27 protein-coding genes and 2 pseudogenes are annotated in these 25,239 nt (G+C 63.8%); 13 read left to right on the top strand and 16 right to left on the bottom strand.

The annotated features are described in order from the left end of the window. Nucleotides 1-5: 5 nt before the first annotated feature. Nucleotides 6-410, top strand: coding sequence for an SHOCT domain-containing protein (locus tag AC4D2F_RS00970; protein ID WP_490909155.1), 405 nt, complete (start codon nucleotides 6-8; stop codon nucleotides 408-410). A 138-nt stretch (nucleotides 411-548) separates the two neighbouring features. Here AC4D2F_RS00970 and AC4D2F_RS00965 read toward each other — a convergent pair. Continuing rightward, a pseudogene (locus AC4D2F_RS00965) lies at nucleotides 549-721 on the bottom strand (CsbD family protein). 1,132 nt (nucleotides 722-1,853) lie between these two features. Here AC4D2F_RS00965 and AC4D2F_RS00960 point away from each other — a divergent pair. The 3 genes from AC4D2F_RS00960 to AC4D2F_RS00950 all read left to right on the top strand — a co-directional run bounded on the left by AC4D2F_RS00960 (nucleotide 1,854) and on the right by AC4D2F_RS00950 (nucleotide 3,935). Next, nucleotides 1,854-2,957 (top strand): AHH domain-containing protein, encoded by a 1,104-nt coding sequence (locus AC4D2F_RS00960; protein WP_490909154.1) that lies wholly within the window; start codon nucleotides 1,854-1,856, stop codon nucleotides 2,955-2,957. A 34-nt stretch (nucleotides 2,958-2,991) separates the two neighbouring features. Beyond that, on the top strand, nucleotides 2,992-3,354 hold the full coding sequence (locus AC4D2F_RS00955; RefSeq protein ID WP_490909153.1) for a hypothetical protein: 363 nt from the start codon (nucleotides 2,992-2,994) through the stop codon (nucleotides 3,352-3,354). A 287-nt stretch (nucleotides 3,355-3,641) separates the two neighbouring features. Then, nucleotides 3,642-3,935 carry a hypothetical protein gene (locus tag AC4D2F_RS00950; RefSeq protein ID WP_490909152.1) on the top strand — a complete coding sequence of 98 codons (294 nt, stop codon included), beginning with the start codon at nucleotides 3,642-3,644 and terminating at the stop codon, nucleotides 3,933-3,935. A 9-nt stretch (nucleotides 3,936-3,944) separates the two neighbouring features. Here the strand turns inward: AC4D2F_RS00950 and AC4D2F_RS00945 are convergent, their stop codons facing one another. The 3 genes from AC4D2F_RS00945 to AC4D2F_RS00935 are packed head-to-tail and all read right to left on the bottom strand — an operon-like array spanning nucleotide 3,945 to nucleotide 5,009. Then, on the bottom strand, nucleotides 3,945-4,364 hold the full coding sequence (locus tag AC4D2F_RS00945; protein ID WP_490909151.1) for a helicase associated domain-containing protein: 420 nt from the start codon (nucleotides 4,362-4,364) through the stop codon (nucleotides 3,945-3,947). Next, nucleotides 4,273-4,743: a hypothetical protein gene (locus AC4D2F_RS00940; RefSeq protein ID WP_490910550.1), complete on the bottom strand. Its 471-nt coding sequence runs from the start codon at nucleotides 4,741-4,743 to the stop codon at nucleotides 4,273-4,275. Before AC4D2F_RS00940 ends, AC4D2F_RS00945 begins: the two co-directional genes overlap by 92 nt. Nucleotides 4,744-4,748: 5 nt before the next feature. Beyond that, nucleotides 4,749-5,009, bottom strand: a complete 261-nt coding sequence (locus AC4D2F_RS00935) for a DUF6221 family protein (RefSeq protein ID WP_490909150.1) — start codon at nucleotides 5,007-5,009, stop codon at nucleotides 4,749-4,751. Between the two features lie 965 nt (nucleotides 5,010-5,974). On the opposite strand from AC4D2F_RS00935, the gene AC4D2F_RS00930 reads away from it, so the two are divergent. Then, a complete protein-coding gene (locus AC4D2F_RS00930; RefSeq protein ID WP_490909149.1) occupies nucleotides 5,975-6,268 on the top strand; it encodes a hypothetical protein in 294 nt (97 codons plus the stop codon). Nucleotides 6,269-6,284: 16 nt separating this feature from the next. Here the strand turns inward: AC4D2F_RS00930 and AC4D2F_RS00925 are convergent, their stop codons facing one another. From AC4D2F_RS00925 to AC4D2F_RS00915, 3 genes are all read right to left on the bottom strand, one after another. Continuing rightward, the gene (locus AC4D2F_RS00925) at nucleotides 6,285-6,461 is read right to left on the bottom strand and encodes a hypothetical protein (RefSeq protein ID WP_490909148.1); all 177 of its coding nucleotides are present in this window, start codon (nucleotides 6,459-6,461) and stop codon (nucleotides 6,285-6,287) included. 2 nt (nucleotides 6,462-6,463) lie between these two features. Beyond that, nucleotides 6,464-6,706 carry a helix-turn-helix domain-containing protein gene (locus AC4D2F_RS00920; protein WP_490909147.1) on the bottom strand — a complete coding sequence of 81 codons (243 nt, stop codon included), beginning with the start codon at nucleotides 6,704-6,706 and terminating at the stop codon, nucleotides 6,464-6,466. A gap of 689 nt (nucleotides 6,707-7,395) precedes the next feature. Next, the gene (locus AC4D2F_RS00915) at nucleotides 7,396-7,935 is read right to left on the bottom strand and encodes a hypothetical protein (protein ID WP_490909146.1); all 540 of its coding nucleotides are present in this window, start codon (nucleotides 7,933-7,935) and stop codon (nucleotides 7,396-7,398) included. 467 nt (nucleotides 7,936-8,402) lie between these two features. Between AC4D2F_RS00915 and AC4D2F_RS00910 the strand changes: the two genes are divergently transcribed. Beyond that, nucleotides 8,403-8,750 (top strand): histone-like nucleoid-structuring protein Lsr2, encoded by a 348-nt coding sequence (locus AC4D2F_RS00910; RefSeq protein ID WP_490909145.1) that lies wholly within the window; start codon nucleotides 8,403-8,405, stop codon nucleotides 8,748-8,750. 783 nt (nucleotides 8,751-9,533) lie between these two features. After that, nucleotides 9,534-9,752: a hypothetical protein gene (locus AC4D2F_RS00905; protein ID WP_490909144.1), complete on the top strand. Its 219-nt coding sequence runs from the start codon at nucleotides 9,534-9,536 to the stop codon at nucleotides 9,750-9,752. A gap of 227 nt (nucleotides 9,753-9,979) precedes the next feature. Here AC4D2F_RS00905 and AC4D2F_RS00900 read toward each other — a convergent pair whose 3' ends face one another. Together AC4D2F_RS00900 and AC4D2F_RS00895 are read right to left on the bottom strand one after the other, a co-directional pair. After that, a complete protein-coding gene (locus AC4D2F_RS00900; RefSeq protein ID WP_490909143.1) occupies nucleotides 9,980-10,567 on the bottom strand; it encodes an Rv1352/Rv1906c domain-containing protein in 588 nt (195 codons plus the stop codon). A 315-nt stretch (nucleotides 10,568-10,882) separates the two neighbouring features. Then, nucleotides 10,883-11,935, bottom strand: a complete 1,053-nt coding sequence (locus tag AC4D2F_RS00895) for a hypothetical protein (protein ID WP_490909142.1) — start codon at nucleotides 11,933-11,935, stop codon at nucleotides 10,883-10,885. A gap of 210 nt (nucleotides 11,936-12,145) precedes the next feature. On the opposite strand from AC4D2F_RS00895, the gene AC4D2F_RS00890 reads away from it, so the two are divergent. The 4 genes and pseudogenes from AC4D2F_RS00890 (at nucleotide 12,146) to AC4D2F_RS00875 (ending at nucleotide 14,338) form a co-directional block, all read left to right on the top strand. Further along, nucleotides 12,146-12,643, top strand: coding sequence for a hypothetical protein (locus AC4D2F_RS00890; RefSeq protein ID WP_490909141.1), 498 nt, complete (start codon nucleotides 12,146-12,148; stop codon nucleotides 12,641-12,643). Then, nucleotides 12,643-12,993, top strand: coding sequence for a hypothetical protein (locus AC4D2F_RS00885; protein ID WP_490909140.1), 351 nt, complete (start codon nucleotides 12,643-12,645; stop codon nucleotides 12,991-12,993). The genes AC4D2F_RS00890 and AC4D2F_RS00885 overlap by 1 nt, the downstream gene beginning before the upstream one ends. Before the next feature lie 175 nt (nucleotides 12,994-13,168). After that, nucleotides 13,169-13,603 carry a transposase gene (locus AC4D2F_RS00880; RefSeq protein ID WP_490909139.1) on the top strand — a complete coding sequence of 145 codons (435 nt, stop codon included), beginning with the start codon at nucleotides 13,169-13,171 and terminating at the stop codon, nucleotides 13,601-13,603. Then, nucleotides 13,530-14,338, top strand: a pseudogene (locus AC4D2F_RS00875) (transposase). The gene AC4D2F_RS00880 and the pseudogene AC4D2F_RS00875 overlap by 74 nt, the downstream one beginning before the upstream one ends. A gap of 237 nt (nucleotides 14,339-14,575) precedes the next feature. On the opposite strand, the gene nrdF reads toward AC4D2F_RS00875, so the two are convergent. The 4 genes from nrdF to nrdH form a co-directional block, all read right to left on the bottom strand. Continuing rightward, a complete protein-coding gene (gene nrdF, locus AC4D2F_RS00870; protein WP_104164480.1) occupies nucleotides 14,576-15,550 on the bottom strand; it encodes a class 1b ribonucleoside-diphosphate reductase subunit beta in 975 nt (324 codons plus the stop codon). An 84-nt stretch (nucleotides 15,551-15,634) separates the two neighbouring features. Then, nucleotides 15,635-17,794: a class 1b ribonucleoside-diphosphate reductase subunit alpha gene (gene nrdE, locus AC4D2F_RS00865; RefSeq protein ID WP_104164478.1), complete on the bottom strand. Its 2,160-nt coding sequence runs from the start codon at nucleotides 17,792-17,794 to the stop codon at nucleotides 15,635-15,637. After that, complete coding sequence (nrdI, locus tag AC4D2F_RS00860; RefSeq protein ID WP_104164476.1) at nucleotides 17,791-18,261, bottom strand: class Ib ribonucleoside-diphosphate reductase assembly flavoprotein NrdI; 471 nt, start codon at nucleotides 18,259-18,261, stop codon at nucleotides 17,791-17,793. The genes nrdE and nrdI overlap by 4 nt, the downstream gene beginning before the upstream one ends. Nucleotides 18,262-18,298: 37 nt before the next feature. Beyond that, a complete protein-coding gene (gene nrdH, locus AC4D2F_RS00855) occupies nucleotides 18,299-18,544 on the bottom strand; it encodes a glutaredoxin-like protein NrdH (protein ID WP_104164474.1) in 246 nt (81 codons plus the stop codon). Between the two features lie 577 nt (nucleotides 18,545-19,121). Between nrdH and AC4D2F_RS00850 the strand changes: the two genes are divergently transcribed. After that, nucleotides 19,122-20,060, top strand: coding sequence for a LysR family transcriptional regulator (locus AC4D2F_RS00850; RefSeq protein ID WP_490909137.1), 939 nt, complete (start codon nucleotides 19,122-19,124; stop codon nucleotides 20,058-20,060). Here AC4D2F_RS00850 and metE read toward each other — a convergent pair. From metE to AC4D2F_RS00835, 3 genes are all read right to left on the bottom strand, one after another. Continuing rightward, nucleotides 20,057-22,381, bottom strand: a complete 2,325-nt coding sequence (metE, locus tag AC4D2F_RS00845) for a 5-methyltetrahydropteroyltriglutamate--homocysteine S-methyltransferase (RefSeq protein WP_490909136.1) — start codon at nucleotides 22,379-22,381, stop codon at nucleotides 20,057-20,059. The two genes, AC4D2F_RS00850 and metE, sit on opposite strands and share 4 nt — an antisense overlap. Before the next feature lie 47 nt (nucleotides 22,382-22,428). Continuing rightward, nucleotides 22,429-23,331: a methylenetetrahydrofolate reductase gene (locus tag AC4D2F_RS00840; protein ID WP_490909135.1), complete on the bottom strand. Its 903-nt coding sequence runs from the start codon at nucleotides 23,329-23,331 to the stop codon at nucleotides 22,429-22,431. Nucleotides 23,332-23,575: 244 nt separating this feature from the next. Continuing rightward, nucleotides 23,576-24,727, bottom strand: coding sequence for an App1 family protein phosphatidate phosphatase (locus AC4D2F_RS00835; protein ID WP_490909134.1), 1,152 nt, complete (start codon nucleotides 24,725-24,727; stop codon nucleotides 23,576-23,578). 157 nt (nucleotides 24,728-24,884) lie between these two features. Here AC4D2F_RS00835 and AC4D2F_RS00830 point away from each other — a divergent pair, with 157 nt between their 5' ends. Next, nucleotides 24,885-25,238 (top strand): hypothetical protein, encoded by a 354-nt coding sequence (locus AC4D2F_RS00830; protein WP_490909133.1) that lies wholly within the window; start codon nucleotides 24,885-24,887, stop codon nucleotides 25,236-25,238. Nucleotide 25,239: the final 1 nt, after the last annotated feature.

Genomic DNA, 25,239 nt, shown 5'->3' with positions numbered 1-25,239 from the left:
AGCTCATGAACTTCTGGGACATCGTTGCGTACTTCTTCTGGATCACTGTGTTCATCTCCTACCTCATGGTGTTGTTCGCTGTCCTCGGCGACGTGACGCGTGATCGCTCCCTCAACTGGACGACGAAAACCGCCTGGATACTACTCCTCGTCTTCATACCGTTCCTCACCGCAGTGATCTATCTGATCGCCCGCGGACCCGGGATGAACGAACGCCAGGGACAAGCAGTGCGCGAAGCGCAGACAGAGACAGACAAGTACATTCGCGGCGTCGTCGGCGCCAACCCCTCACCGGCCCACGAAATCGTCAAAGCCAAGGACCTCCTCGACGCCGGAACGATTAACCAGGACGAATTCGACGCGCTCAAGCAGAAGGCACTGTCGGCGCACCCTACTCCGATGACCGTCTGATCTGCACGACGTGATCCACATTCTTTCTCGTGAATTGCTCCGGAGAGGTACCCATGAATCGTTGCCGTCGCATCTCAGCTCACCGTTGATCGGTCGCAGCCTGGAATTCCTGCGCGGACGCCGCGCACGCTCGAGCCGTCAACGCTTCCTGAAGGCGTCCTTCACCTTCTCAACGGCCTGCCTCAGGTCCGCCTTGACCTGGTCGGCCTTTCCCTCAGCCTCGAGGCGGTCGTCACCCGTCGCCTTGCCTGTGGCTTGGCCTTGCCGGCGAGCTTCTTCGCCGCATTCTTGATCGTGTTACTCAGGCTCATCGTGTTTCTCCTGTGGGGTGCTGGCCCGACGGCCCGTCGAGGGATCACCCCTTCATGCTATTCAGTGCCCGGTGTAGTAGCCAGGCCCCGGGTGCCGCACCGATGGCGCCTTCCTGGCAATGTTCGGAACGGACCGATAGGGGCGTCCGCGGGTGCTGCAGGGTTACAGGATCCATCACCGCGGCAGTCACCCGCCGATGCCCGGCGTGGATGTACGCCTCATGCTTTTCGGGTGATGTGACGGGCAGCCGAACGCCGCTAGGTTTCGGTGCGAGGGTACGGAGGTCAGCCGCGTCTTTCGGACTCCGGCGACCCGTGCTCATGAATTGTTTGGGAGGATTCATGACCTGGACCAAGACCAGCACCGAGATCCTCAGGAAGGCCAACCGCCCAACCACCTCAAAGGCGGACCACTAGAAGTGAACACGCCTTTGCGGGATGATATTGCTATCCGACGGATTGCCAAGGTCTAGAGGCCTTGGCCGGATGCCTTGTGGGAGGCAATGAGATGGGCTTCTTCTCCAGACCAAGGAAAAATGGGGTCGAAAACGTTGCTCGCAAAAATGGTGCAGCCACCAGCTCAGAAAGATCGGTGAACGCACCCTTCACACCTGGCCGAGCTTCAGCCGGGCCCAAGGGTGAGGCAACAGCTGTAGCCTCACCCAGCACACCCGGCCAATCGCCCTTTGGTGCTCGCGATGATGACCGCCAGAACGCGGAACGCCTTTACCGCGCTGCTACAGACGCCAAGAGGCGAGGAGAGGCAGTGGAAGCCCAGCGATACTTCGCGAGGATCCTTCATGCTTATCCCGACTTTGAAACCGACAAGAGTCAAAGGTCATGGACGCTTGCAGCCTCGCTGGAGGCTTTGGCCAAAATGGCGGAGCGGAATCCCTCAGTAGCAGTCCCTCGCTATCGCCAGGCAGGTCTAGTCTACGAACGAATTTCAGCTGTCTATGCCGCAAAAGGTGACAGCAGCAGGGCTCGCGAAGCACGGGACGCCTCAAGAAATGCCTACAACTCCGCTGAAGAGGCAGAAACAAAAAGACACAATGCAGCGGACCGGCAAGACGCCTTTCTCCTGCGCATAGATGGAGCTTACCGTTACCCGAAGCCGCGGGGGTGAAGCCCGGTGACTGATAGCTACTGCTGCCTAGTCTGCGGCACCTTGATGGCTGGACCTGGAGCGCATCCGGCTTGTGACCAAATGAAGAACGGCGGGGACTCACAAGGTCATCCCGGGCTACTTCACGAACTATTTCAAGTCAACCAATTGGCAGTCCGTGTCGATGACATAGTCACCGCCTACAGGGATGCCACCGACAACGATGCAGGCTTGGACATCGACCCTCAGCGCAACATCACGGAGGACCTCGCAATTGGCGACACGCTGGAGCGAATGAACGCAGAACTGGATGGACCGACTCCCCCGGAAAGCTCAGTTGGCCTTGGCTTCAAGGAGCAATCGGGCAACCGTCAGCGGGACATGAATGAGAAGTCGTTGCCTCTCGCAGAAGGCCCCGGCCGCTTGACGGAATCGGGTGAACACCATGACCCTCCGGCCCATAAGCATGACAACTCCGTAACAGCCCTGAATCCAGCAATATCTGAAACGGACACGTACCCTCCGGTAATTCTCAACGAAAGTTTCATCGAACGCAGCACCGACCCTGAGGAACTTCACAGACGTGATGATGAACTGCGGGATACTCGGTCCGAACGGTCGAAGGAACCTCTGTGCCCGGTTTGCCTGTCCCCGAGTAACGGCTCCTACCACAAGGCATGCGCTCCGATTGAACTTGAAGACCAATTTGGCGTTGATAGGCGGGGCAGTGATTCGATCAGTTCGAAGCTGAACGCGGACAGCACCAAGCAGGAGTGGGATGCCTTCACGAATACATTGCCCCTTGAGGATCACCACCTCGCGTCAAACAAGGCGACCAAGACTGAACGTAGTGACATCGCCCTAAAAATGGCGGAGTTTTACGGTTTAGATTTGGGTGAAGCATGGAACATGGCCGAGAAACTGCCCCACAGAGGCAGACACTCCGACAACTACCATGCCTACGTTCTGGGAACCATGGAAGCGATCATGGAGGAGACAAGTGACCCCGAAGAATTTAAGCGGCTGTTTAAGGAACGTGTAACTGATCCTGTCAGGGAGAGCCCTGAAGTGCTTCGGAAAGATTGGTGGTTCCGCCGCCATCGAGGGCCGAAGGCCCGAAAGACCTCGTAGTCCCCATAGTCCTTTCTCCCATTTGGAGGGCAGCATGTTTGGCAAACCCAAGAAAAAAGGGTCCGACGCCGATTCAAAGGGCGGCTGGTCAGTCAACCCAAATGTTCGCTCCGTGGTTGGCCCTTCTCCACCTCCGGACCCATACCAGCCCTTCCGTCTCGAGGGGCTGATGGCTTTCCATCCGGTATATCTTGGCTGGGGTATCAGTTACGACTTGGCGAACAGCGAACTTTTCCTGGGCACGCCCTACACGACCCTGTCCGGACCATTCAACAAGTACAAGCTGGCAGACTTACCTCATAGCGAGTGGACGCAGTTGAGGGATATTCAGGGGCGGATGACTCCGATCGAAGTCTTCGTGGATTATACCGGCGTCATCGTGAAGTGGCTTCCATAGACGATACAAGGCAGGAAAACCAGCTGCGCCATTACGTTTCCATGACATATCGTTCAGGCTGTTGCCCCTCATAGATACTGCGGAGCCATTGCTTGTGCATTATCCGAGCTACTGTTGGTCGTCGCCGATCCTTGGAGCAGGATCGAGAGCGGCCGGAAGCTGCAGCAGCGGCAAAGCTTCACGCCGCAAAGGAGGCGAGGGACGCAACGACCCGCCGACGCTACTCCGAGAATCGACAGGCAAACCGTGAGGCGCTCCGAAAGCAGCAACGCTCCGGGCCCGAGAGTATGAACGGAATCTGGCCAACGACATGGCCGATCCTGAGAGGCAGTGATAAGCAACGAACCTGGGCCGAATCCATTCGCTCTGAGGTTGTCAGCGAGTTGCGCGAGGAATTGAGAGAAGGATTCCTTACTAACGAGATCGTGCACGTCAAAGCTCACTGGCTCGCCCAACAGACATCGGCCCAGTTTTGGATACGCAATAAAGCCTCTGAGCCCATCGACAGCATCATCAATTACGAGCATGACTTCGATCCCAGCGGCCTCGCCCGGCAGTCCTGGCAATCCCGACGCCGCTAGCCCCCTTATCTATCCCATTACGGACCCCGCTTGTTGCGACCAGGTGTTGGTGGACGTGTGCCAACCGGGCAGAACCTCGTTCAGTTGCTGGTGCCGGTCGGGTCGTAGGCGGTTCTTGCGTTGCCACGTGCGTTGCCGGACAAGCCAGATGGCGAGTGTTCTTTCCTCGGGGTACCGATCTCGGTCCGAATACGGCAAGCGACCCATTTCATCCCTGAATTGCCGCACTTCCTCGAAGCGCCGCTCCCACAGCGCGTTGGCGTTGCCCCTCCGGGTGCCCACCCACTCCCCCAGCGCGTCCAGGGCTTCGACCCGGTCGGAGGTGAGGGTGCCGGCGTCATGGTTCCTGCGCTGGTTCTCCACCCACCGATACAGCACACGGACCTCGACTCTCGTTCTGCGCCGGGATCCTCCCGTGCTCGCGCACATGCGCTGCGAGGCGAGCGTAGTGCTCCCACCACGCCTGCTCCCGGGTCTTCCGGCGGTCCTTCCTGTTCGCCGGCCGCGCGGGCTGGTCATGGATCAGCCAGCACGCGTCGAACCAGGCCGGGTCCCGGGCGATCTGCCGGTCAACGGCACGGACCACGCGCTTCACGGCGGCCCGGCACCAGGCAGCGATCACCGGTACGGGTACGCCGCGGGAGTACATGAGCAGCCACTCCTGCCTGCTCTCACACGGCCCCAGCGGGCCCTCGTCCTCGGACACGATCGGCTCACCCATCCGCACGGGACCCATCGTCACGTCGTTTCCGGCGTACGCCGACGGCGCCTTTATCGGGTCAGCAGGGGCCTGGATGGGGATCTGCATGGGGTTCAGGTCGCCCAGTCTGGGTTGTAGGCGGGGTGTGCGGCCCAGGGCAGGGCGAGCAGCTCGAGGATCTTGCCTCTGTAGTCCTGATCCCTGGCCGGCTCATACGCCCAGTCGATGCTCTGGACGAGTCCGACCACGCGGCGCTTGACCTCACACTCGGCCAGCAGCCGCTCCCCCACCTGGACCGGCATCACGCCGGCGGCAGCGAGGACCTCCAGATCGTCGGTGACACGCGCAAGGATGAACGCGGCCAGCTCATCCATCGCATCAACCTCGCCACCGGATCCCGATTCGTCCACCTGACCTATCCAGTCCGCCTGGCCTGTGTGATCCGTCCGGCCTGTCTGATCCGTACTGTTCGTGCGGTTCATGGTGTCGAGGGCGACCAGGGGACCCGCGGAGCGGGGGGGGGTGCGGCGCACCCCCCCGTGGACGGCAGTGAGCCCCTCACGGGCTCCACCCGCCCACACGGGGATCCCCCGCACCCCCATGTGTCAGCAACCGGGCCGAATCATCAGGTGCAGCTTTCCAAATAATCGAACTTGTGTTCTATTTTAAGGAACCTGTCCGAGGGACGACAGGCAGGATCAGGAGAAACACACCTATGGCAACCACGACCACCCACCGCAGGAACAGCACCCACCAGCACGCCCCCGCACAGGGCGGCAGGGCCGGCGGCAGGACGGGTAGTGGGGCCAATAGTGGGGCCGATGGCGGAACGAAGGGTGGGCCGGGTGCTGATCTGGTGCTCGATGAGGCCGCGGCCGTCCGGTTCCTGCCCTCGGGGCTCCCGTTGGCGTTGCGCTGGCGGGGCGGCCTGTGGCAGGTCATCGGCGCACCCGCCTCCTGGTCCAGCCCAAATAACCGACCCGGACCCACCTCGACCCCTCCTCCCCTACCCGAGTCTGGGGGTAGTGCTGGCACCCGATTCTGACGGTTCCAGGCCCAGACCGGGCCGGCGTCCCCGGTGCTGGAGTTCGAGATGAGCGCGGACCCACGCTCGACGGACTGGCGGCTGCCCGGCGTCACCACCGTCGACGGCTTCCAACAAAACACCAACCAACGCTGAGCAGCCCTGATCGGTCCCTGATCAACTCACAATTGATGCCTCTATTGGACCCGGTCGGGTGTGAGCGGTTCGTGCCGGGCCAATACACACCGGAGATAGCGAAGCAAGTAGTGAATTATGGGTCAGAACCGAAGGCACAAGGGCCATTACGCCCGGGCAATGGATGAGCGGATCGAGGAGTTCGTGATGCGCGAGGAACTCATCATGCTCACCGCGGCCGAACTCGACCTCGAGAACACTCCTGCCACCGATTTCCCGGAACCGCGCAGGGTGTATGCGTGGATCCGGTACCCCTCTAAAGCCTTCCGCATCCAGGCTCACGCCGTCTCCTACACGCACACCGCCGTGAAAATCCGATTCCTCAAACCCCTCATCCACATCCAGCGCGAGGGCTGGGTGTGGCTGAACGCGGTCACGCCGGCAACTGTCGAAAAGGACGACCGTCCAGCGTAGGTCGAGGCGTTGCCGCCTACATATGGATCCTGAGCTGCCGGATGATGATGCTCGTCAACACGCTGCGGTCCGCCTCGGGGTGAGAAGCAGCCCAGGTGTTCAGCGCGTCAGCGTACGCGCCGAGGAGTGGTCCGCCCGGGTCCGGTATCGCGGCTGCTTCGGCACGCAACGCCTCGATCTGCGCAGCATCCATCCCTACACCTCGCCCTTGGCCAGGTCGGTGCGGGCCCTGGTGTAGGCGCCGGCGATGTAGTCCTCGAGCTGGGTGCGTTCGATGCGCCACTGGCCCCGGCTGCCGATCTGGATGGCCGGCAACTCCCCTGAGGCGATGAGCCCTCGGATGGTGCTCGGGGTGGTGTTCAGCTCCTCGGCGACCTGCTGCAGGGTCAGGAACCGCAGCGGCCTGGACTGCCCCTCGTCCGGGGGTTGGTCTGTCATCTACCCAGCATCCCAGCCGCCACACACCACGCTGCTGATCGACGGCCCTAATCGACGCCATAAAGCGGTGGAGACGAAAACCGCATTACATGGTTCCGTCTCCGGGGTTCCCTCGTGACAAGGACATCTGTTGAGGCGCAGTAGGGCCTGGGTCGTCTCTCAAACTACCGGCACCTTCGATGCCTGCGAGATCTATCGGTGCTCCCACATCAAGCGGTCGATGATGGGCTTCAGCCTTCTATAGGGCAGCTCGGGGTGCGTGGCAGCCCACGCTTCCAGCGCGTCCGAGTAGTTGCTCAGGGGCCCGCCTGGGTCGGGCACACGCCTGGCTTCGGCCTCCAGTGCTCGCAGTTGAAGATCAACCATGCCCACAGGATGACACGCCGGCGCTAACGGGGGGCGACAGATCCTCCCTGTCACAGTCACCCTGCCGCCCCCTCACTCCCCTACTCGGCATGCAGCGCAGCGTAGCTCACTAGCATCCCGGCCTGAGGCGCGATGCTAGTGCTCCGGGCGGTAGTAGCGGCCGACGTCGACGGTAATCGTCCAGTACACCCAGCCCGCGCGCAGCGGCCGACCCTCATCAACGAACTTCGTCGGAGCGCGGCAAATACAGCATTGCACCAGGGCCGGAGTCATCCTGGCACCCGGTGCTGACCGTTCCAGACAGTATCCGGCCGGTCACCGGGTTACCTTCTCCGGGTCAGGTTCAGGCTGCCGGGTTTGTGTCGCACGAAGCCAAACCGCTCGTAAATCACCGCGATCTTCTCCGACGCCGCGGTGGCAATAACCGGGGCCCCGACGGGGACGAAGGTCTCGATCGCGATCTTCGCGAAGTCCAGGCCCCGCCACTGCGCACCGGGTGCGGACGCGAGGGCTTGCGCCACCCAATAGGCCCCTCTCGGACGCGTCATCAGCGCCTCCATCACGGAAGACAAACTTCCCCCGGCCGACGGGGCCAGGCACAAGAGCCCGGCCACGCACCAGAGCGGCCACAGCACGGCAACCCACGGTTGCACGAGATCACCTAGAGCCGTCAGAGCGACCAGCCAGAGAACAAACGCAACCAAGAAACCCAGGCACACCAGGATCATGGATCCGGCACGCTGCAGGGCCTTCTTCGGGTTCCTGGCCTCCGTCAAGAAGATCACGGCATCACGCGACGGGGTGGTAACCACGTCCCCTGCGGGGATGTACATGAGGAAGACAAGACCGAGAATCGGCAGCATCAGCACAGCCCGGCAACGCCCCCCACCAGCGAACCCGCGCCCCTTTCCCCCGACTCAGGGCCAACGACGTGCTCCAACTCAAGGCAAGCACATCCCCACGACGCGCACGCTTCACTCTCGGCTGACCGCCGGCACCCAGGTCCATAAAACCTGATCCTACGGAACACTTCACCATGGACGATCACTCCGGTCGATGCTCCGAAAATCCCACTCCCTTTGACGTGACCCGCAGCACAAAAACCGGCGATGAATACCTGCACGAGCACTAATCGGAACACTGAGAGGAGTACTGGAGTGCGCCCGCTGATTCATGCGGTGGCAAGCCGACGAACCGACTCGGCCCCCGGACGAGTAATGCCCCGGCGTTTTCGAGTAATAGGTGGATGTGCAGAACATATTTGTTCGCGATAGGGTCGACGAATGGGGTTCAGCAATTCAAGTCCACAATATTTAGGAGCAACCCGATAATGGCACAGCGTGTACAGGTCGAACTCGTCGATGACCTCACCGGAGAGATTGCCCAAGAAACCGTCCGCTTCGGCGTCGACGGCACCGAGTACGAGATCGACCTGACCACCGAGAATGCCCAGACACTCCGCGCCACCCTCTCCGAATACGTGGACAAGGCCCGCAAAGCCAGCACTCGGCGCGGACAGGGTGGCAAGTCCGCCGCGCCCTCGGGGTCTGGCTCGGGTAAGTCGAAGCGTGAGGATACGCAGCGGATCCGTCAGTGGGCGCAGGAAAACGGGCACAGCACCAGCGCCCGAGGCCGGATCTCCCAGTCCATCATCGACGCCTACAACGCCGCCCACTAACTCCCCTTCCCGAAGAGTTCAAGACAGTATCCATCGCGGGTCGACACCGACAACGATCGCGGCGTGACGGGCATGAAGGAATTCTAGGAGGAGGCCGGTCGTCGAGAGGCGACCGGCCTCTTTGCCGTCCCGGCAGTTCGAGCGGTCAACGGTTGTGCGACGACCGACGGCACCAAGCGATGACGCCGGTACCTGGTCGATTAGAAAGCCACCGGGCTCCCATGATCGCAGCAGCTTTGCTCCTGTCAGGCTGCGTTTAGGAGTCCGGCCGCCCACCAACGCTCGCCCAGTACGGACACTCGCCATCGTGGTTCCCCCAATCGCACGCGTGGGGGCCTTCGTGGGGGTACCACCCATGGAAGCGACGAAGCTCTTCGCACCAGTGCTCGCATCGGATCACATGAGGAGAACCGTCCGTGCTGTCTGTGGCCACAAGGTCATCATCCCACTCTGAGCATGCACGGCACCGCAAAAGAACCATCATCGAATCCTGGCGAACCCAGCCCGGTGCATCGATTCTCGATCATGGAGATCTCGCATTGGTGCGGAGCATCAACGAGCGAAAGCGTGATGGAGGCATACGTGTGGGAGTATCCGTCGACCGGGGACGCTGGAGATCCTGGTTCCGGGTCGGGTGTGCCCATGGTCTCACTGTTCGGCGTGGCCTAATCGAGTAGCTCCTCAACCACTCACCCGTGGTGATCCGTGCGGGCGAGAGCTTCACGGCAAGCCAGATTGAAGAGGCCCGTTGAGCGTTCGCCTGCGTGCTGACAGAATCGGTGCATGAAAGATATTCTCGATGCAGTGGAAGCTGCCGCGACCGTCGGTAGGAGTGACCGAACACTGCGCGCCAAGTTGCGGACTCTTCGCGACTCCAATGACCTGATGGAACATCAAGCCTGGCAGATCCCGCCTCGACCAGGTGGGGAATGGTCCATCAGGCGATCCTTCCTTCGCAAACTCGCACAGCAAGAAGGCTGGCCCTATAAGGATAAGGGTTGACTTGTGTGTAGCCGCCGACGCACAATTGAATTAATTGGCCGCGGGACCTGGGGTTGTACCTGTTCTCCAGGGTTCGGTTACATCCCCGCTGAGTCCCCTCGCGCTTGTTAGTATTGCCTTGATCGGAGCGGGAACTCCACGACGGTTTATTTGTGCAGAGGACACGCCTCGAGTTCGGACAAGGAAGACCGCCCAAGCGTGAAGCTGCACGGTTCCTCATTGGACGGTTAACCGATCTTCGACCACGAACCGCAACGGGCGGTTTTGAAGTCCTGACCAACCTGCAGCGTCACGGTGGGCTGGCCACCGTTTACGTTGTCATTGGCTACGATATCGTCGCCATTAGTCCCAGACACGTAAATCCCCCAGTAGCAACGGCCGGTGACAGGAGCGCTTGTCGTGTACGTCCCAGGCTCGACGTTTCTGCCGACTGTCCACGTTCCTTCGCTGATTGATGTGGCAGCCTTACGGGCCTCTGCGCCCTTGACTGCGTCCTCGCGCTTCTTTACGGCGGCTTCGGCTTCTCCGACTGCCGTTTCCCGTTCCTTGACCGAGTTTTCCTGAGTCTCCAAACCACTTTCCCGCGCTCGAGCCTGATCTAACTGCGCCTCCAGCTCCTTCTGCCGAGTCTGAAGGGAGTCCACGTAGGCATCCTTTTCTTCGATCGTGGCCTGCTTAGCGTCCTTGTCTGCTACAACTGCAACGTATTCCTCGCTGACGGTGGGGTCAGCGACCGCGTTACCCATTCCGATACCACCAGCAAACAAACCTGCCGCGAGCACGCTGATCCCAGCCCACCTGACCCTCTTGTTCATCTTCCCCTAATTCCATCCTGCTGCGAGACCACGCTGAGCAGGCGAACTGCTCAGACTCCTGATGACTGCTCTAGTTGCAGTCGAGAAACATTAGCACGACGAATGCGACAAGCGAGCCATGTCACTATCCGACATGTGCTCAGTCGAGCAATGGGATCAAACCCTGATTCGTCTACAGAAAACTCGCGCTCGCTATCTCGGCCATCTCTCCGTGCTCTTCGAGCACCAGGTGCCCATAGAAGTTGACGGTCAGTCTGATGTTCTGGGCATCTGTGCAGAAGACTATCCCAACGCTGTTTAGTGGTCTCTCGCCTTTCAGATAGACGAAATTTGTTGCATAGGATGCGCCGGCGCTAGCTCTACCTGTATTCCCCGGCCGCTCGCCTGCACATGCATGCGACTGTCGGAATTCGCTTCTACGATCGCACTAGTAATAAGCCAAGCTGAGTTGAGGGCTTTCACTCTTGCAACTTCGGCCGGAAAAAGCGACAGTTCGCGGAAGGCGTCTCGTCTGTCAGATCCGTCTGATCGGGGGTCCGTCGCCAAGAGTCGTGGGAGTGCGGGTGCAAGAAGGCCGACGAGACGATCCACGACGCGAAGGTTCTTCTCCTGCTCAGTCGTGGACGGAGTGCCCTGTGTGCTGCTGGGAAACACACGTGAGAAAAATGTAGGCGGGTGACGTAGGGCCTGAGTCAGTTCCAGCTCGAATTCTCCAGTCGTCTTGGTTCGCACTCGCTCGGCCCATTCCACTGCGGGGTCCTGACCGAGAGAATGAATGAAGTCCATATCGAGCCGACCATTAGGCAGTGCGCTTCGTACCGCCCCATTGAGATCGATTCGAGTGGAACATGACAGGGCCTCAAATTGACTGACTATCAGCGAACGGAACGAACGAAGCGTGTCTTGAATCATCTCGAGCTCGTACAGTACAGACTGCGGCAACGCGACGCGCTTGTTCGCGACAATTGCGTCCATCATCTCTCGGGTCTCGCGCGCCAGATACTCTGAGACTCGTAGGTCCAGCTGATCGCCGTCGCGGTGAGCATCGCCCCACCGCGCAATCATCTCCGCCAGCCAAGGCAGTCTTCGCGTCTCGTCGTTCATTGCCTCATTGAGAAGGCGCTGCTGCCGGGTCTCCCACCACATGCCGATGTTCGTCGCTGTGTTGGCTACCTCGCTGATAATCGACGCAGCGCTCGTTGATCCCCTAGGCGGAGGAAAGATGCCCGCATTTGGAACGGGATTATCAAAACCGGTGTCTACTCGTTCCCAACGCAGTCCGGCGTTGGTGTAGTTCATGTTCCAGAACTGACCGTCATCTTTTTGAACCCGGAATTGCCGCCGAATTTTCGGCTCGCTGTCTGTCATTCGCTCCCCTTCGCGGTGAGGGCAACCATACCTTCCCGGCACGTTCGAAGCTCGGCGCCGCGGCAGTGAGCTTTACTTTGCGCTGGTGGTGATCGCGTCGCGACGTCGACGCGAACCGGCGGAGCCGGTTCCGGGATCTCCTATGGAAGACTTCAGTGAGACCTACGAGAGCGAGACACCTATGGACCGCGATCCGACTGCGGTGTGCCGATGACCGACGACGAGATCCAGGACATCGCTGACCAGGTCGTCGCAGCTCTGAACAGCCTGGCACCGGGAGAGCCGGCTGCCTGGGAGATCATCGCCGCCTTCGCGCCGTTCTCGGCACTTGTTGCTGCGTTCCTGATCGCAGGGGTCGCCTGGCGCACCCTGCGACAGAGGCGCGAGTCCGACGACCGAAGTGAGTGGTGGAAGCGCACCCAGTGGGCGCTGGACGCGACTACGTCGGAGAATCCCAAGATGGTCGCCTACGGCCGGGAGATGGTGAAACGCCTGCTGGAGAGCAGGATGGCCAGCAAGGACGACAAGAAGGTGCTCGACGCCATTTGGAAGAAGTCGGAGACCCATATGGACGACGACAATATCCAGCAGCTGGTCAGGGAGATTGCCGCAGCCGGTGGCCTGACGGATGAGGAGCAGTCCTCGATCGGGGGCCTCATAGACGATTCACCCGCACCGGGAGACAATGAACGTACAAAGGAGGAATGATGACCGATCGCAAGCGCACCAAGGACGAGCTGCTCGAAGCCCTGCGCGGAGAGATTTTCGCTGCCCAGATCAAGGTCATCCTCGACAAGCAGCTCGGTCGCACGACTTCCGACACCGTGAAGAAACTCGCGGCAGTGAAGCTGCCGTCAGCCCCTCGGCAGAACGCGCAGCAGGAATCCAGCCGAGTTCCTGATCATGAAGCCGGCCAGCTGCGCACCAGACCCTCGACCCGCATGCGATACATTACCGCGAAGCCGATCAGGCCCTCGAAAGCCCGTGGCGTTCCTGCGTCGTCAGGCACGGTGTCGACTCCATCGGGGTCCACGACCTCTAAAGCAGCGCGCTGGTAAAAAAGCCGCCACACCACGAAGAAACCCCGCCGGATATCTGAACTTGGGGGGACTGTAAGAAAAACGGTGTGTAAGGGTCCGGCCTGATCCGAGAAGAGATGGCCGTAAACGACTTCACGACCGAGGTATCAGAGGGTGATGATCGATCCCGCGACAGGAAAGCTCATCGTTTCTGTTGGACCTTGCCGAACGGCTACTCGCCCACGCCAAGGAGCAGGACGTAAGCCTCGTCGGACCCGGCGGGCCACTGAACCAGCTGACCAGGAACGTCCTGAAAACCGCTCTGGAAGCCGAGCTGACCGAGCATCTCGGGCATGAGCACGGGCAGGCGCCGATCGCGGAGAACATGCACAATGGCGCCCGAATGAAGATCGCGCTGACAGAGATCGGTCTGGTCGAGATCGAGGTGCCGCGGGATCGGGACGGGTCGTTCGAGCCAGTGATCGTGCCCAAGCGGAAACGGCTCCTGGGCGGGATCGATCAGATCGTGCTCTTCCTGTCCGCCCGCGGACTGATGACCGGAGAGATCGCAGCGCATTTCGAGGAGGTCTATAGGGCGAGGGTCTCCAAGGACACGATCAGCGAAGATCACGGAGAGGGTCGCCGGTGAGCTGGCGGAGTGGTCCGGCCGCCCGCTGGACCCGCTCTACCCGGTCCTGTTCGTCGTCCCCCACTTCGTGGGAGGTACCCCCAGCGCTCATGGGTGTTGGTCCGCGACGGGCAGGTACGCAACACCCCGATCGACGCCTGTCTTGGGCGTCACCGCGAACGGGGAACGCGACATCCCAGGCATCTGGGCCGGCGACGGGGGTGAAGGCGCCCGCTTTTGGCTGCAAGTTTTCTCCGAGCTGAAGAACCGGGGCGCCGAGGACGTGCTCATCGCGGTCTGCGACGGGTTGAAAGGCCTCCCGAAGCGATTCCCGCGACCTGGCAGCGGACCGTGGTGCAGCAGTGCATCGTGCGCCTGATCCACAACAGCTTCCGGTACGCGGGTCGGCAAGACCGCGACGGCATCGTCACGGCAATCAAGCCCGTCTACACGGGTTCGAGCGAGCAGGCTGCGAAGGACCGCTTCCAAGAGTTCACCGTCGAGTGGGGCGAACGGTATCCGGCGATCGTGAAGCTCTGGGAATCCGCGCTTGACCTTGAACGAGTAGACCTGCTTCGTCGGCTTGGTCACGGGCGCTCTTCGACCATAGATCTTTCACCGCTGATACAAACGCCCGACCGGCTGATGAGCCACACCCAGCGATGTCGAAACTCCCATATCCGCGATGCCCTTCTCAAATCCCGCTACAGCCGCCTCACGCTGATCCACCGACAACAAACTACGCGTATCCATTAAACTGCTCCCCGGGAGTCGAGACTGAACTTCGCAGTCCGACTCCCAGGAAGCCGTTCACCTACCGTGCGGTCCTGTCTAAGCGATGCTCAGAAAAGGGCAATACTGCTCAGATAAATCGAGACCTCACACTCAGGTTGGATGACGTCCCACAGATAGTCACGACTATGTCGCGAGTAGGTGTTCAAAAGTCGCGCAAACTTCGCAATAGTCGCAACTATAGGTTCACGTCACAGAGACCTAGAAGTCCCAGTCCTCGTCCTCGGTGTTCACGGCCTTGCCGATCACGTACGAGGAGCCCGAGCCCGAGAAGAAGTCATGGTTCTCGTCGGCGTTCGGGGACAACGCCGAGAGGATCGCCGGGTTCACATCGGTCACGGAGGACGGGAACATCGCTTCGTAGCCCAGGTTCATGAGCGCCTTGTTGGCGTTGTAGTGCAGGAACTTCTTGACGTCCTCGGCCAGGCCGACGGAATCGTAGAGATCGTGCGTGTACTGGACCTCGTTCTCGTACAGCTCGAACAGCAGCTCGAACGTGTAGTCCTTGAGCTCCTGGCGGCGCTCCGGCGTCGCGCTCTCCAGCCCGCGCTGGTACTTGTAGCCGATGTAGTACCCGTGCACGGCCTCGTCACGGATGATGAGGCGGATGAGGTCCGCCGTGTTCGTGAGCTTGGCGCGCGAGGACCAGTACATCGGCAGGTAGAAGCCGGAATAGAACAGGAAGGACTCGAGCAGCGTCGAGGCCACCTTGCGCTTCAGGGGATCGTCGCCGCGGTAGTAGTCCGTGACGATGTGCGCCTTGCGCTGCAGGTTCACGTTCTCCGTGGACCAGCGGAACGCCTCGTCGATCTCCTTGGTGGAGGCCAGCGTGGAGAAGATCGAGGAGTAGCTCTTGGCGTGCACCGACTCCATGAACGCGATGTTCGTGAGGACGGCCTCCTCGTGCGGGGTCAGGGCATCCGGGATGAGGCTGACCGCGCCGACCGTCGCCTGCACGGTGTCGAGCAGGGTGAGGCCGGTGAAGACGCGCATGGTGAGCTGCTGCTCCTCCGGCGTCAGGGTGGCCCACGACTGCACGTCGTTGGACAGCGGCACCTTCTCGGGCAGCCAGAAGTTGTTCACCAGGCGGTTCCAGACATCCACGTCCTTGTCGTCCTGGATACGGTTCCAGTTGATGGCCTGGACCTGGTCTACGAGCTTCAGCTTCTCGCTCATGGTGTCTTCCTTGTCTGCGTGGGTACTGCCTGGTGTGCCGGAAGCCAGGCCGGGCATACCGCCCGGCCTGGCCAATTCAGTTGCCTAGAGCATGCAACTGACGCAGCCCTCTACCTCGGTCCCTTCCAGCGCGAGCTGGCGGAGACGGATGTAGTAGACGGTCTTGATGCCCTTGCGCCAGGCGTAGATCTGCGACTTGTTGATCTCACGCGTGGTGGCGGTGTCCTTGAAGAACAGCGTCAGGGACAGGCCCTGGTCCACGTGCTGGGTGGCAGCGGCGTAGGTGTCGATGATCTTCTCGTAGCCGATCTCGTACGCGTCCTGGTAGTACTCCAGGTTGTCGTTGGTGAGGTACGGCGCCGGGTAGTACACGCGGCCCAGCTTGCCTTCCTTGCGGATCTCGATCTTCGACGCCACCGGGTGGATGGAGGACGTCGAGTTGTTGATGTACGAGATCGAGCCGGTCGGCGGGACGGCCTGCAGGTTCTGGTTGTAGATGCCGTGCTCCATGACCGAGGCCTTCAGCGCACGCCAATCCTCCTGCGTGGGGATGCGCACGTCGGCGAACAGCTCACGCACGCGCGGCGTCGCCGGCTCCCACACCTGATCGGTGTACTTGTCGAAGAACTCGCCGCTGGCGTACTTGGACTTCTCGAAGCCGGCGAACGCACGCCCGGTCTCGATGGCCATCAGGTTCGACGCCCGGATGCAGTGGTACACCACGGAGTAGAAGTAGATGTTCGTGAAGTCCAGGCCCTCCTCCGAACCGTAGTGGACGCGCTCACGGGCCAGGTAGCCGTGCAGGTTCATCTGGCCGAGGCCGATGGCGTGCGAGGCGTCGTTGCCCTTGGCGATCGAGGGCACCGAACCGATGTGGCTCATGTCCGAAACGGCCGAGAGGGTGCGGATCGCGGTCTCGATGGTCCGGCCGAAATCGGGCGAGTCCATGGTCTTCGCGATGTTCAGCGACCCCAGGTTGCAGGAGATGTCCTTGCCCACCTGGTCGTAGGACAGGTCCTCGTTGTACGTGGTGGGCTCGGAGACCTGGAGGATCTCGGAGCACAGGTTGGACATGATGATCTTGCCGTCGATCGGGTTGGCCCGGTTCACGGTGTCCTCGAACATGATGTACGGGTAGCCGGACTCGAACTGGATCTCCGCGAGGGTCTGGAAGAACTCGCGGGCCTTGATCTTGGTCTTCTTGATCCGGGCGTCGTCCACCATCTCGTAGTACTTCTCGGTGACCGAGATGTCGGAGAACGGCATGCCGTAGACCTTCTCGACGTCGTACGGCGAGAACAGGTACATGTCCTCGTCGCGCTTGGCGAGCTCGAAGGTGATGTCGGGGACCACGACGCCGAGGGACAGCGTCTTGATGCGGATCTTCTCGTCCGCGTTCTCACGCTTGGTGTCGAGGAAGCGGTTGATGTCCGGGTGGTGGGCGTGCAGGTACACCGCGCCGGCGCCCTGGCGGGCACCGAGCTGGTTGGCGTAGGAGAAGCTGTCCTCGAGGAGCTTCATCACGGGGATGACGCCGGAGGACTGGTTCTCGATCTGCTTGATCGGCGCGCCGACCTCGCGGATGTTGGTGAGGGCGAACGCGACGCCGCCGCCGCGCTTGGAGAGCTGCAAGGCCGAGTTGATGGACCGGCCGATCGACTCCATGTTGTCCTCGATGCGCAGGAGGAAGCAGGAGACGAGCTCGCCGCGCTGGCGCTTGCCGGCGTTGAGGAACGTGGGGGTGGCGGGCTGGAAGCGTCCGTCGATGATCTCGTCAACCATCTGCTCGGCGAGGGCCTCGTTGCCGCGGGCCAGGTGCAGGGCGACCATGCACACGCGGTCCTCGTAGCGCTCGAGGTACCGCTTGCCGTCGAACGTCTTCAGTGTGTACGAGGTGTAGTACTTGAAGGCGCCGAGGAAGGTCTCGAAGCGGAACTTCTTCGCGTACGCACGCTTGAAGAGGTCGCGGATGAAGTTCATCGTGTACTGGTGGAGCGTCTCGCGCTCGTAGTACTCGTTCTTCACGAGGTAGTCGAGCTTCTCCTCGAGGTCGTGGAAGAAGACCGTGTTGTTGTTCACGTGCTGCAGGAAGTACTGGTGCGCAGCCTCGCGATCGGCGTCGAACTGGATCTCGCCGTTCGGCCCGTACAGGTTGAGCATGGCGTTCAGCTCGTGATAGCCCATGTCCTTGAAGCGGTCCACTGCGGCTGCGGGAGCACCCGCCTCTGTCTCTGCAACACTCATGTCCAAAACTCTTCCAATCCTTTGGTTACCCGGTCCACGTCCTCGGACGTGCCCATGACTTCAAATCTGTAGAGAACGGGGACGTTGCACTTGGCGGCGACGATGTCGGCGGCAAGGCAGTAGGTCTCACCGAAATTGGTGTTACCGGCCCCGATCACCCCCCTCAGGAGGCTGCGGTTCTGCTGGTTGTTCAGGAACTTCACGACCTGGCGGGGTACCGCACCATTGCCGGTGGTCCCGCCGTAGGTGGGAAGGACCAGGACGTACGGCCGGGCTGCCCGCAGCGTGGGCTCCTTGGTGAGCAGCGGCATGCGGGCGGCCCGGACCCCCAGCTTCTTCACGAAGCGGTGGGTGTTGTCCGAGACGGACGAGAAGTAGATCAGCGGCGCATCGGTGAGGGGTCCCTCGGCGTCCCCGGCAGCAGCCGGTTCAGCGGGGGCGGCTCGGTTGTCCGCGATGGTGACCATCTCAGGATGCCTCGCCGGCGATCCCCGAAGGGACCGGTCAGGCTACCGAGCTGACGGCGGCATCGGCCAGCAGGTTGATCTTGTCGGGGCGGAAGCCGGACCAGTGGTCGTTGTCCGTGATGACCACCGGGGCCTGCATGTACCCCATGGAGCGCACGCGCTCGAGGGCGGCCGGGTCCTGCGAGATGTCGACGCTCTGGTAGGCGATGCCCTTCTTGTCCAGAGCGCGATAGGTGGCGTTGCACTGTACGCAAGCCGGCTTCGTGTACACCGTGACGGTCATGTCCTGGTCCCCTTTTCTCTACTACTGATACGAGATTCATCGATGAAACAGCTGCCGCGTCATGAGCGGCGCGCGACCCCGGAAGGGGAAGAAATCCGGGGATTCCCGCGTCTGGCAAACCCATGCCGTCCAGCGGCTGTTTCTGTCCTTCGATACTACATCTAGTGCAGGCCCGTGGTGCCAACCCCTAGATGATGTATTACAAGTATGTCATTCGGAGGGGTCGTAGTCCACACGATGTCCACAGATCAGCGCCCAGCGGAACCCCGGGAATCAGCCGATCCGCGGCCTCGCGGGGGCGTCGTCCACAGCTCTGTGGAGGACTTCCGCACAGGCAGAAAAACTTCGTGTCGCGTTCCTCCCGGCGTGTCGCGGTCCTCGCTGCGCCCCTCCCTCTCGAGCACCCGGTGGGTGCGCACCAGTGGCGGGTTCCGCCGTCGGACACCCGCCATATCTGCGCAATGAACCACAGGGGCTCCGGCCCGCGGCGCCCGTCCCCATCGGAGGCTCGCGGGTAAGCTCGACAGGACCCGTGCCGGCTACGGCCCGGTCCGGACCACGGGATGGAGAGTGCTGGATGGTCAACCCGATCCACCTGCGGACGCTGCTCGAGGTGATCCGCCACGGATCCTTCAGCGGTGCGGCCACCAGCCTCGGCTACACGGCGTCGGCGGTGTCACAGCAGATGTCCGCACTGGAACGCGACACCGGTGTCGCCCTGTTCACCCGCTCGGCCCGCAGCGCCGTCCCCACCGACGCCGCCGTCGCCATGTCCCGGCACGCGGCGAAGGTCCTCACGGACATCGACGCGCTGCTCGCCTCGACCGCCCGCGCCGGGTCGGGCCCGGCGCACGAGCTCCGGCTCGGCATCTTCCCCAGCCTGGCCACGTTCACGCTGCCGAGGCTCCTCCGCATGCCCGAGTGGCAGCGCCTCGGGGTGTCGCTGCGCCTGTTCGTCGGGGAGCCCGCCCATGCCATCCAGGGGCTGCGTACGGGAGGGGACCTCGACCTCGCGCTCGTCTACCAGGTGGGCCAGGCGGGGCTCGCCTGGCCGTCGACCCTCAGCCGCCAGTGGATCGGCGACGACGACTTCCGTGTCATCCTGCCCGCGAGCTGGGGCATCCGTAGCGGAGCCCGGGTCAGCGCCGACCAGCTGGCCGACATGCCGTGGATCATGCACCACCCCGGCACGGCGGACGCCACGGTGATCGAACGGCTCTTCGCCAGCTGCAACCTCCACCCGCGCATCAGCGCGTACTGCGACGACTTCAACGCCAGCCTCGAACTCACCGCGGCGGGCCTGGGGGCCGCCCTCGTACCGGAGCTCGCGATGGTCAACCGGCCCGAGGGCATCGTGGCACTGGACGTGCCCGAGATCAGGCTCGCCCGCAGCATCTTCGCGCTCCGCACCGGTGATGCCGACGACGCCCGGGTGCGGCTCTTCCTGGACCACCTGGCCGAGATCCTCCGCAGCCAGAGCATCGCGCCCCGGCACACGACGTCGGACCGCACCTAACCGGCCGGAGCCTCCACGGACGCCCGCACAGCCCGCGCGGCCTCGACCAGGTTCCGCAGTGACTCCTCCGTCTCCCGATACCCGCGCGTCTTGAGCCCGCAGTCGGGGTTCACCCACAGCTGCGCCGCCGGCACATGCCGGACGGCGCGCTCCAGGAGGGCCCGGATCTCCTCGACCGACGGCACGCGCGGCGAGTGGATGTCGTAGACCCCCGGCCCCACACCCCGCCCGAACCCGTGCTCCTCGAGATCGTGCACCACCTCCATCCGCGAGCGCGCGGCCTCGAGCGAGGTCACGTCGGCGTCCAGCCCGTCGATGGCCGCCAGGACGCTGCCGAACTCCGAGTAACACAGATGCGTGTGGATCTGCGTAGCCGGTGCCGCGGAGGCCGTCGCCAGGGTGAAGGCACGTACCGACCACGCGAGGTACGCAGCCTGGTCCGCCTTGCGGAGGGGGAGCAGTTCGCGCAGTGCCGGCTCGTCGACCTGGATGATGCGGGTCCCGGCCCGCTCGAGGTCCTCCACCTCGTCGCGGAGCGCGAGCGCCACCTGGTTCGCGGTGTCGGCGAGCGGCTGGTCGTTGCGGACGAAGGACCACGCGAGGATGGTCACCGGTCCGGTCAGCATGCCCTTGACCGGCCTGTCGGTGAGGGACTGCGCGAAGGCCGTCCAGGGCACGGTGACGGGCGCGGGCCGGCTGACGTCCCCCCAGAGCAGTGACGGGCGCGTGCACCGTGAGCCGTAGGACTGCACCCAGCCGTGCCGGGTGACGTCGAAGCCGTCCAGGTGCTCGGCGAAGTACTGCACCATGTCGTTGCGCTCGGCCTCCCCGTGCACCAGCACGTCGAAGCCCAGGTCCTCCTGCAGGGTCACGACGCGCCGGATCTCGTCCTGCAGGGCAGCCTCGTACTGCTCCCCCGACAACGCCCCCCGTGCGGCCTGTGCCCGCGCCGAGCGGATCTCCGCGGTCTGCGGGAAGGAGCCGATCGTCGTCGTCGGCAGGACCGGCAGGTCCAGCGCGGCCTGCTGCGCCGTGCGCCGCTCCCCGACGTCGCCCCGGACGAAGTCCGACGGCGTGAGGGCCGCGGTCCGCGCGCGGACGGCCGGGACCTCGACGCCGGGCGCGGTCCGCCTCCCGGCGAGGACCCGGGCGGCGGCCGCGATCTCGCCGTCGATGCTGCCCGGGTGCGCGACGTGCCCTGCCAGGAGGGCGACCTCCTGGATCTTCTGGTCGGCGAAGGCCAGCCACGAGCGTAGCTGCGGGTCCAGCGCCTGCTCGATGCCGGCGTCGTGCGGTACGTGCTGGAGGGAGGTCGAGGTCGTGACGGACAGGGCGACGCCGTCGTTCCTCAGGGCGTCGAGCACTCCGCACGCCGCGGCGAGGTCGGCCTTCCAGACGTTGTGGCCGTCGACCACGCCCGCCACGAGCGTCCTGCCACGCAGCAGGCCGATGTCCTCGGCCGGGGGGACGGCACCCTTGACGAGGTCGAGGTGCACGGCGTCGACCCCGGCGGCGGCGAGGGGTGCGAGCCGGGTCCCGAGGGAGCCGTAGGGGGCGGCGACGAAGAGCGCCGGCCGGTCCGCGCCGTCCGTGAGGTGACCGTACGCGTCCCGGACGGCCGCCTCGATCCGCTTCTCGGGCACCACCGTGTCCGCGACGAGGCCGGGCTCGTCGAACTGCACCCAGCGCACGCCCCGGTCCGCCAACCGGCGCAGGAGCTCCCGGTACAGGGGCAGCACGTCGTGGAGCCGGTCCAGCGGGATGAAGGCGGGGTCCTCGCCGTCGTCCGCCTTGCTCAGCAGCAGGAACGTCACCGGGCCGATCAGCGTGGGCCGGATCCGGTATCCGGCCCCGGCCGCCTCGTCGACGTCCCGCAGCACGGTCCCCGGGGACAGGGTGAAGGGCGTGGCCGTCCCGATCTCCGGCACGAGGTAGTGGTAGTTGGTGTCGAACCATTTCGTCATCTCGAGCGGTGGGCGCGTCGCGTCGCCCCGCGCGAGGGTGAAGTAGGCGTCGAGGTCCAGGGCACCGTCGTCGTCCGGCAGGTCCGCGAACCGCTCCGGCACGGCACCGAGCACGACGGCGGTGTCCAGCACCTGGTCGTAGAGCGAGAACGACGCCGGGATGGAGCAGTCGTGCGGGTTGAGCCCGAGCTCCGTCAGGCGTGCGTAGGTCGACGCGCGGATGCGCCGCGCCTCACCCTCGAGGGACTCCCGGTCGGTCTGCCCGGACCAGTACGCCTCGAGGGCCTTCTTCAGCTCGCGACGCGGTCCGATGCGCGGGTAGCCGAGGACGGTGCTGTGCGGGAACGGTGTGGGCACGTCGGTCTCCTGGTGGCGGCGGAGGGGCGGGGTACGGGGACGCCGGGCTAGAGGGATGCGGCCAGTCCGGCCTGGGGCGGTCGTTCCAGCTCGAGCGCGTCGAGGACATCGAGGGCTGCGGCATGCTCGTTGAAGGTGTAGAGGTGGAGGCCGGGTGCGCCGTCGTCCAGTGCCGCCCGGGCGAGTTCGACGGTGGCCGCGACACCCACCCGACGGCGCTCGCCGTCGGAGCCGGCGGCTGCCAGCCGGGACCACAGGGCGTCGTCGACGTCGACGCCCGCAAGGCCGCTCAGCCGTTCCAGCCGACGGGTGCTCGTCAGCGGCATGACGCCGGGGATGATCGGGATCGTGACCCCGGCGCGGCGGGCACGGGTCACGAGCCGCGAGTAGTCGGAGGGCTGGAAGAACACCTGGGTGATCGCGAAGTCGGCACCGGCGGCCTCCTTCGCCAGCAGTACCTCGATGTCCTGCTCCAGGTTCGGCGATTCCGGGTGGCGTGTCGCATACGCCGCGACGCCGACCGAGATGCGGCCGGCCGCGAGCTGGGCGGTCCGCCGGGCCTCGACATCGCGGATGAGCCGGACGAGCCCGTCGGCGTGCTCTACCTCGTCCTCGTCGGGTCCGTAGCCATCCGGCATGTCCCCGCGCAGCGCGAGGATGCCCCGCACTCCGCCGCCGATCATCCGGTCGACGATCTCGGTGAGCTCCTCACGGCTGGTCCCGACGCACGTGAGATGGGCGAGCGGCTTCAGCGTGGTCTCCGTGAGCAGGCGCCGCAGGAGGGTGAACGCGGCGTCCCTGTTGCGTCCCGCTGCGCCGTACGTCACGGAGACGAAATCGGGCTGCGTGTCCTCGAGGCGGCGGATGGTCGTCCAGAGGGAGTCCTCCGCGACGGGGTTCCGCGGTGGGTACAGCTCGTAGGAGAGAGCCGGATACGCGGGTGCTGACATGGGATCCTCTTCGTACGTGCCACCGCGCCGCCTGCTGCGGCGGAGGGCGGGAGAAGGTGCAGGGACATTACGGTGACGAATCATCGTGATACTGCGTACGAATGTCAGGCCCACATGGAGGCACCCACACTTCCTTGCGGAAGTCGCTGACCCGCTACCTTCGGTAGCTAGGCGCCCACGCTACGACAGAGCGGTGGTGCCATCAAGACTCCTGGCCTTCATGACGAACTGCGGCGCCGCCCGGTCAGTCCGACTCCCCCGCGATGTCGCCCTCCTCGGGCACGTCGGCGGTACGCACCGTGTGCTCGATGATGCCCATCTCCTCAAGGCGGGCGGACATGCCGGCGCCGTCGGGGGCGTAGATCCACGGGATGCCCGGGGTCGGCTGCACGCCGGTCTTCGAGCGGCCACCTGCGAGCACTGCCTCGCTCACCGACAGCTGCCGGATCGCGATGGCCCGCACGTTCTCGGGGTGACGGCGGGCGAATTCGGCGTAGATCGCCTCGTCGTGCTGACCGTCGTCGCCGACGAGCAGCCATTTCATCTCGGGGAATTCCTCGGCCAGCCGCTCGAGGGAGAGCCGCTTGTGCTCCTGCCCGCTGCGGAACCACCGGTCGCGCGTCGGCCCCCAGTCGGTGAGCAGCTTCGGCCCTGCCGGGTAGAGGTTCCGGGAGAGGAACCGCGACAGCGTCGGCGCCACGTTCCAGGCCCCGGTGGAGAGGTACAGGACGGGAGCCGACGGGATCGTGCGCACGATGCGCTCGTAGAGCACGGCCATGCCGGGGGTGGGCGTCCGCGCGTGCTCGTCCAGCACGAAGGTGTTCCACGCGGCGAGGAACGGTCGGGGCAGCGCCGTCACCATGACGGTGTCGTCGATGTCGGACACGACGCCGAACTCCGTCCCGCCCTCGACGATCCTGACGGGGGCCTCCGCCGTCCTGGATCCGCCCGTCTGGAGGGTGATGTTGTGCCACCCGGCGGCGAGGTTCACCGGGATCCGGGCGTCCACCACGCCACCGCGGTCCGCCTCGACGTCGTGCACCGTGTCACCGATGGTGACGTGCACGACGGCGTGCGCCACCGGCGCGCTCGTGAAGTTGCGCCAGCCGCGCATGCCGTCCTGCAGCGGCTTCAGGCGGCCCTCGTCCGACCCCGGGACGGCGTCCCTCGGATCGCTGAGGACAACGCGCGCCAGGACGCGCACCCACGACGTCGAGCCGTAACCCGTGTAGGGGATGACGGTTTCCACCCGTCCACGGCGGATCGCCCGCCGGGTCTGGAATCGGAGCCAGGCGTCGTCGAGGCGCATGGCGACATGACGCTCCTCGCCGGCAGGGGTCATGGCACGGTCCGGGCTGGTGGAGCGCGCGTGCGGTTTCAGGGGATGTGGGCGCATGGTCCCAGTCTGGCACGACCCACCGCGACGGACGAGCGGAGTCTGCACAGATCACGGGCGGCTAACAACTTCGTATTTCGGATCGGCCGGTCTTGTCGGTGGAGGCGGCGACTGGGACGCTTGGACTTCGATACAGCCAACGATCAGCGGGGACGTCATGGCAGTGGAACGGGATCAGGCGAGCGTGCGCTTCAAGGAAGACCCTGTGCTGCGGAGCTGGGCCACCGAGGCGGAACAGGACCCCGAGACGACGGCGATCGACCTCGCCCATGCCATCCTGTTCGGCCGGGCCCAGTCGGCTCTCGAAGCCGTCGCGGCGGGCGGCGTGGGCCTCACGGCCGATCACGCGCGCGCCCTCCACTTCGCCAATGAGATGGCGGAGTTGCGGCACTACGGACCGCTGATCGCCCTCGACGGCGGACTTCCCGTCCTCGCACCGGGCGTGCGCGAGGTGATCAACAGCTTCGACGGCATGATGCTCTGGCAGGATCAGCCGCGGTGGGAGCTGTGAC

The sequence above is a fragment of the Arthrobacter sp. TJ-263 genome, from assembly GCF_058269155.1.
The sequence above is the reverse complement of the archived record's forward strand: the minus strand, read 5'-3'. Positions and strand labels throughout refer to the sequence as shown.

What these genes read in the sequence shown, in the direction of transcription:
- AC4D2F_RS00970 (WP_490909155.1), top strand. Translation starts at nt 6, where the DNA reads ATGAACTTCTGGGACATCGTTGCGTACTTCTTCTGGATCACTGTGTTC.
- AC4D2F_RS00955 (WP_490909153.1), top strand. Translation starts at nt 2,992, where the DNA reads ATGTTTGGCAAACCCAAGAAAAAAGGGTCCGACGCCGATTCAAAGGGC.
- AC4D2F_RS00950 (WP_490909152.1), top strand. Translation starts at nt 3,642, where the DNA reads ATGAACGGAATCTGGCCAACGACATGGCCGATCCTGAGAGGCAGTGAT.
- AC4D2F_RS00945 (WP_490909151.1), bottom strand. Translation starts at nt 4,364, where the DNA reads ATGTGCGCGAGCACGGGAGGATCCCGGCGCAGAACGAGAGTCGAGGTC.
- AC4D2F_RS00940 (WP_490910550.1), bottom strand. Translation starts at nt 4,743, where the DNA reads ATGCAGATCCCCATCCAGGCCCCTGCTGACCCGATAAAGGCGCCGTCG.
- AC4D2F_RS00935 (WP_490909150.1), bottom strand. Translation starts at nt 5,009, where the DNA reads ATGGATGAGCTGGCCGCGTTCATCCTTGCGCGTGTCACCGACGATCTG.
- AC4D2F_RS00930 (WP_490909149.1), top strand. Translation starts at nt 5,975, where the DNA reads ATGGATGAGCGGATCGAGGAGTTCGTGATGCGCGAGGAACTCATCATG.
- AC4D2F_RS00925 (WP_490909148.1), bottom strand. Translation starts at nt 6,461, where the DNA reads ATGGATGCTGCGCAGATCGAGGCGTTGCGTGCCGAAGCAGCCGCGATA.
- AC4D2F_RS00920 (WP_490909147.1), bottom strand. Translation starts at nt 6,706, where the DNA reads ATGACAGACCAACCCCCGGACGAGGGGCAGTCCAGGCCGCTGCGGTTC.
- AC4D2F_RS00915 (WP_490909146.1), bottom strand. Translation starts at nt 7,935, where the DNA reads ATGCTGCCGATTCTCGGTCTTGTCTTCCTCATGTACATCCCCGCAGGG.
- AC4D2F_RS00910 (WP_490909145.1), top strand. Translation starts at nt 8,403, where the DNA reads ATGGCACAGCGTGTACAGGTCGAACTCGTCGATGACCTCACCGGAGAG.
- AC4D2F_RS00905 (WP_490909144.1), top strand. Translation starts at nt 9,534, where the DNA reads ATGAAAGATATTCTCGATGCAGTGGAAGCTGCCGCGACCGTCGGTAGG.
- AC4D2F_RS00900 (WP_490909143.1), bottom strand. Translation starts at nt 10,567, where the DNA reads ATGAACAAGAGGGTCAGGTGGGCTGGGATCAGCGTGCTCGCGGCAGGT.
- AC4D2F_RS00895 (WP_490909142.1), bottom strand. Translation starts at nt 11,935, where the DNA reads ATGACAGACAGCGAGCCGAAAATTCGGCGGCAATTCCGGGTTCAAAAA.
- AC4D2F_RS00890 (WP_490909141.1), top strand. Translation starts at nt 12,146, where the DNA reads ATGACCGACGACGAGATCCAGGACATCGCTGACCAGGTCGTCGCAGCT.
- AC4D2F_RS00885 (WP_490909140.1), top strand. Translation starts at nt 12,643, where the DNA reads ATGACCGATCGCAAGCGCACCAAGGACGAGCTGCTCGAAGCCCTGCGC.
- nrdF (WP_104164480.1), bottom strand. Translation starts at nt 15,550, where the DNA reads ATGAGCGAGAAGCTGAAGCTCGTAGACCAGGTCCAGGCCATCAACTGG.
- nrdE (WP_104164478.1), bottom strand. Translation starts at nt 17,794, where the DNA reads ATGAGTGTTGCAGAGACAGAGGCGGGTGCTCCCGCAGCCGCAGTGGAC.
- nrdI (WP_104164476.1), bottom strand. Translation starts at nt 18,261, where the DNA reads ATGGTCACCATCGCGGACAACCGAGCCGCCCCCGCTGAACCGGCTGCT.
- nrdH (WP_104164474.1), bottom strand. Translation starts at nt 18,544, where the DNA reads ATGACCGTCACGGTGTACACGAAGCCGGCTTGCGTACAGTGCAACGCC.
- AC4D2F_RS00850 (WP_490909137.1), top strand. Translation starts at nt 19,122, where the DNA reads ATGGTCAACCCGATCCACCTGCGGACGCTGCTCGAGGTGATCCGCCAC.
- AC4D2F_RS00840 (WP_490909135.1), bottom strand. Translation starts at nt 23,331, where the DNA reads ATGTCAGCACCCGCGTATCCGGCTCTCTCCTACGAGCTGTACCCACCG.
- AC4D2F_RS00835 (WP_490909134.1), bottom strand. Translation starts at nt 24,727, where the DNA reads ATGCGCCCACATCCCCTGAAACCGCACGCGCGCTCCACCAGCCCGGAC.
- AC4D2F_RS00830 (WP_490909133.1), top strand. Translation starts at nt 24,885, where the DNA reads ATGGCAGTGGAACGGGATCAGGCGAGCGTGCGCTTCAAGGAAGACCCT.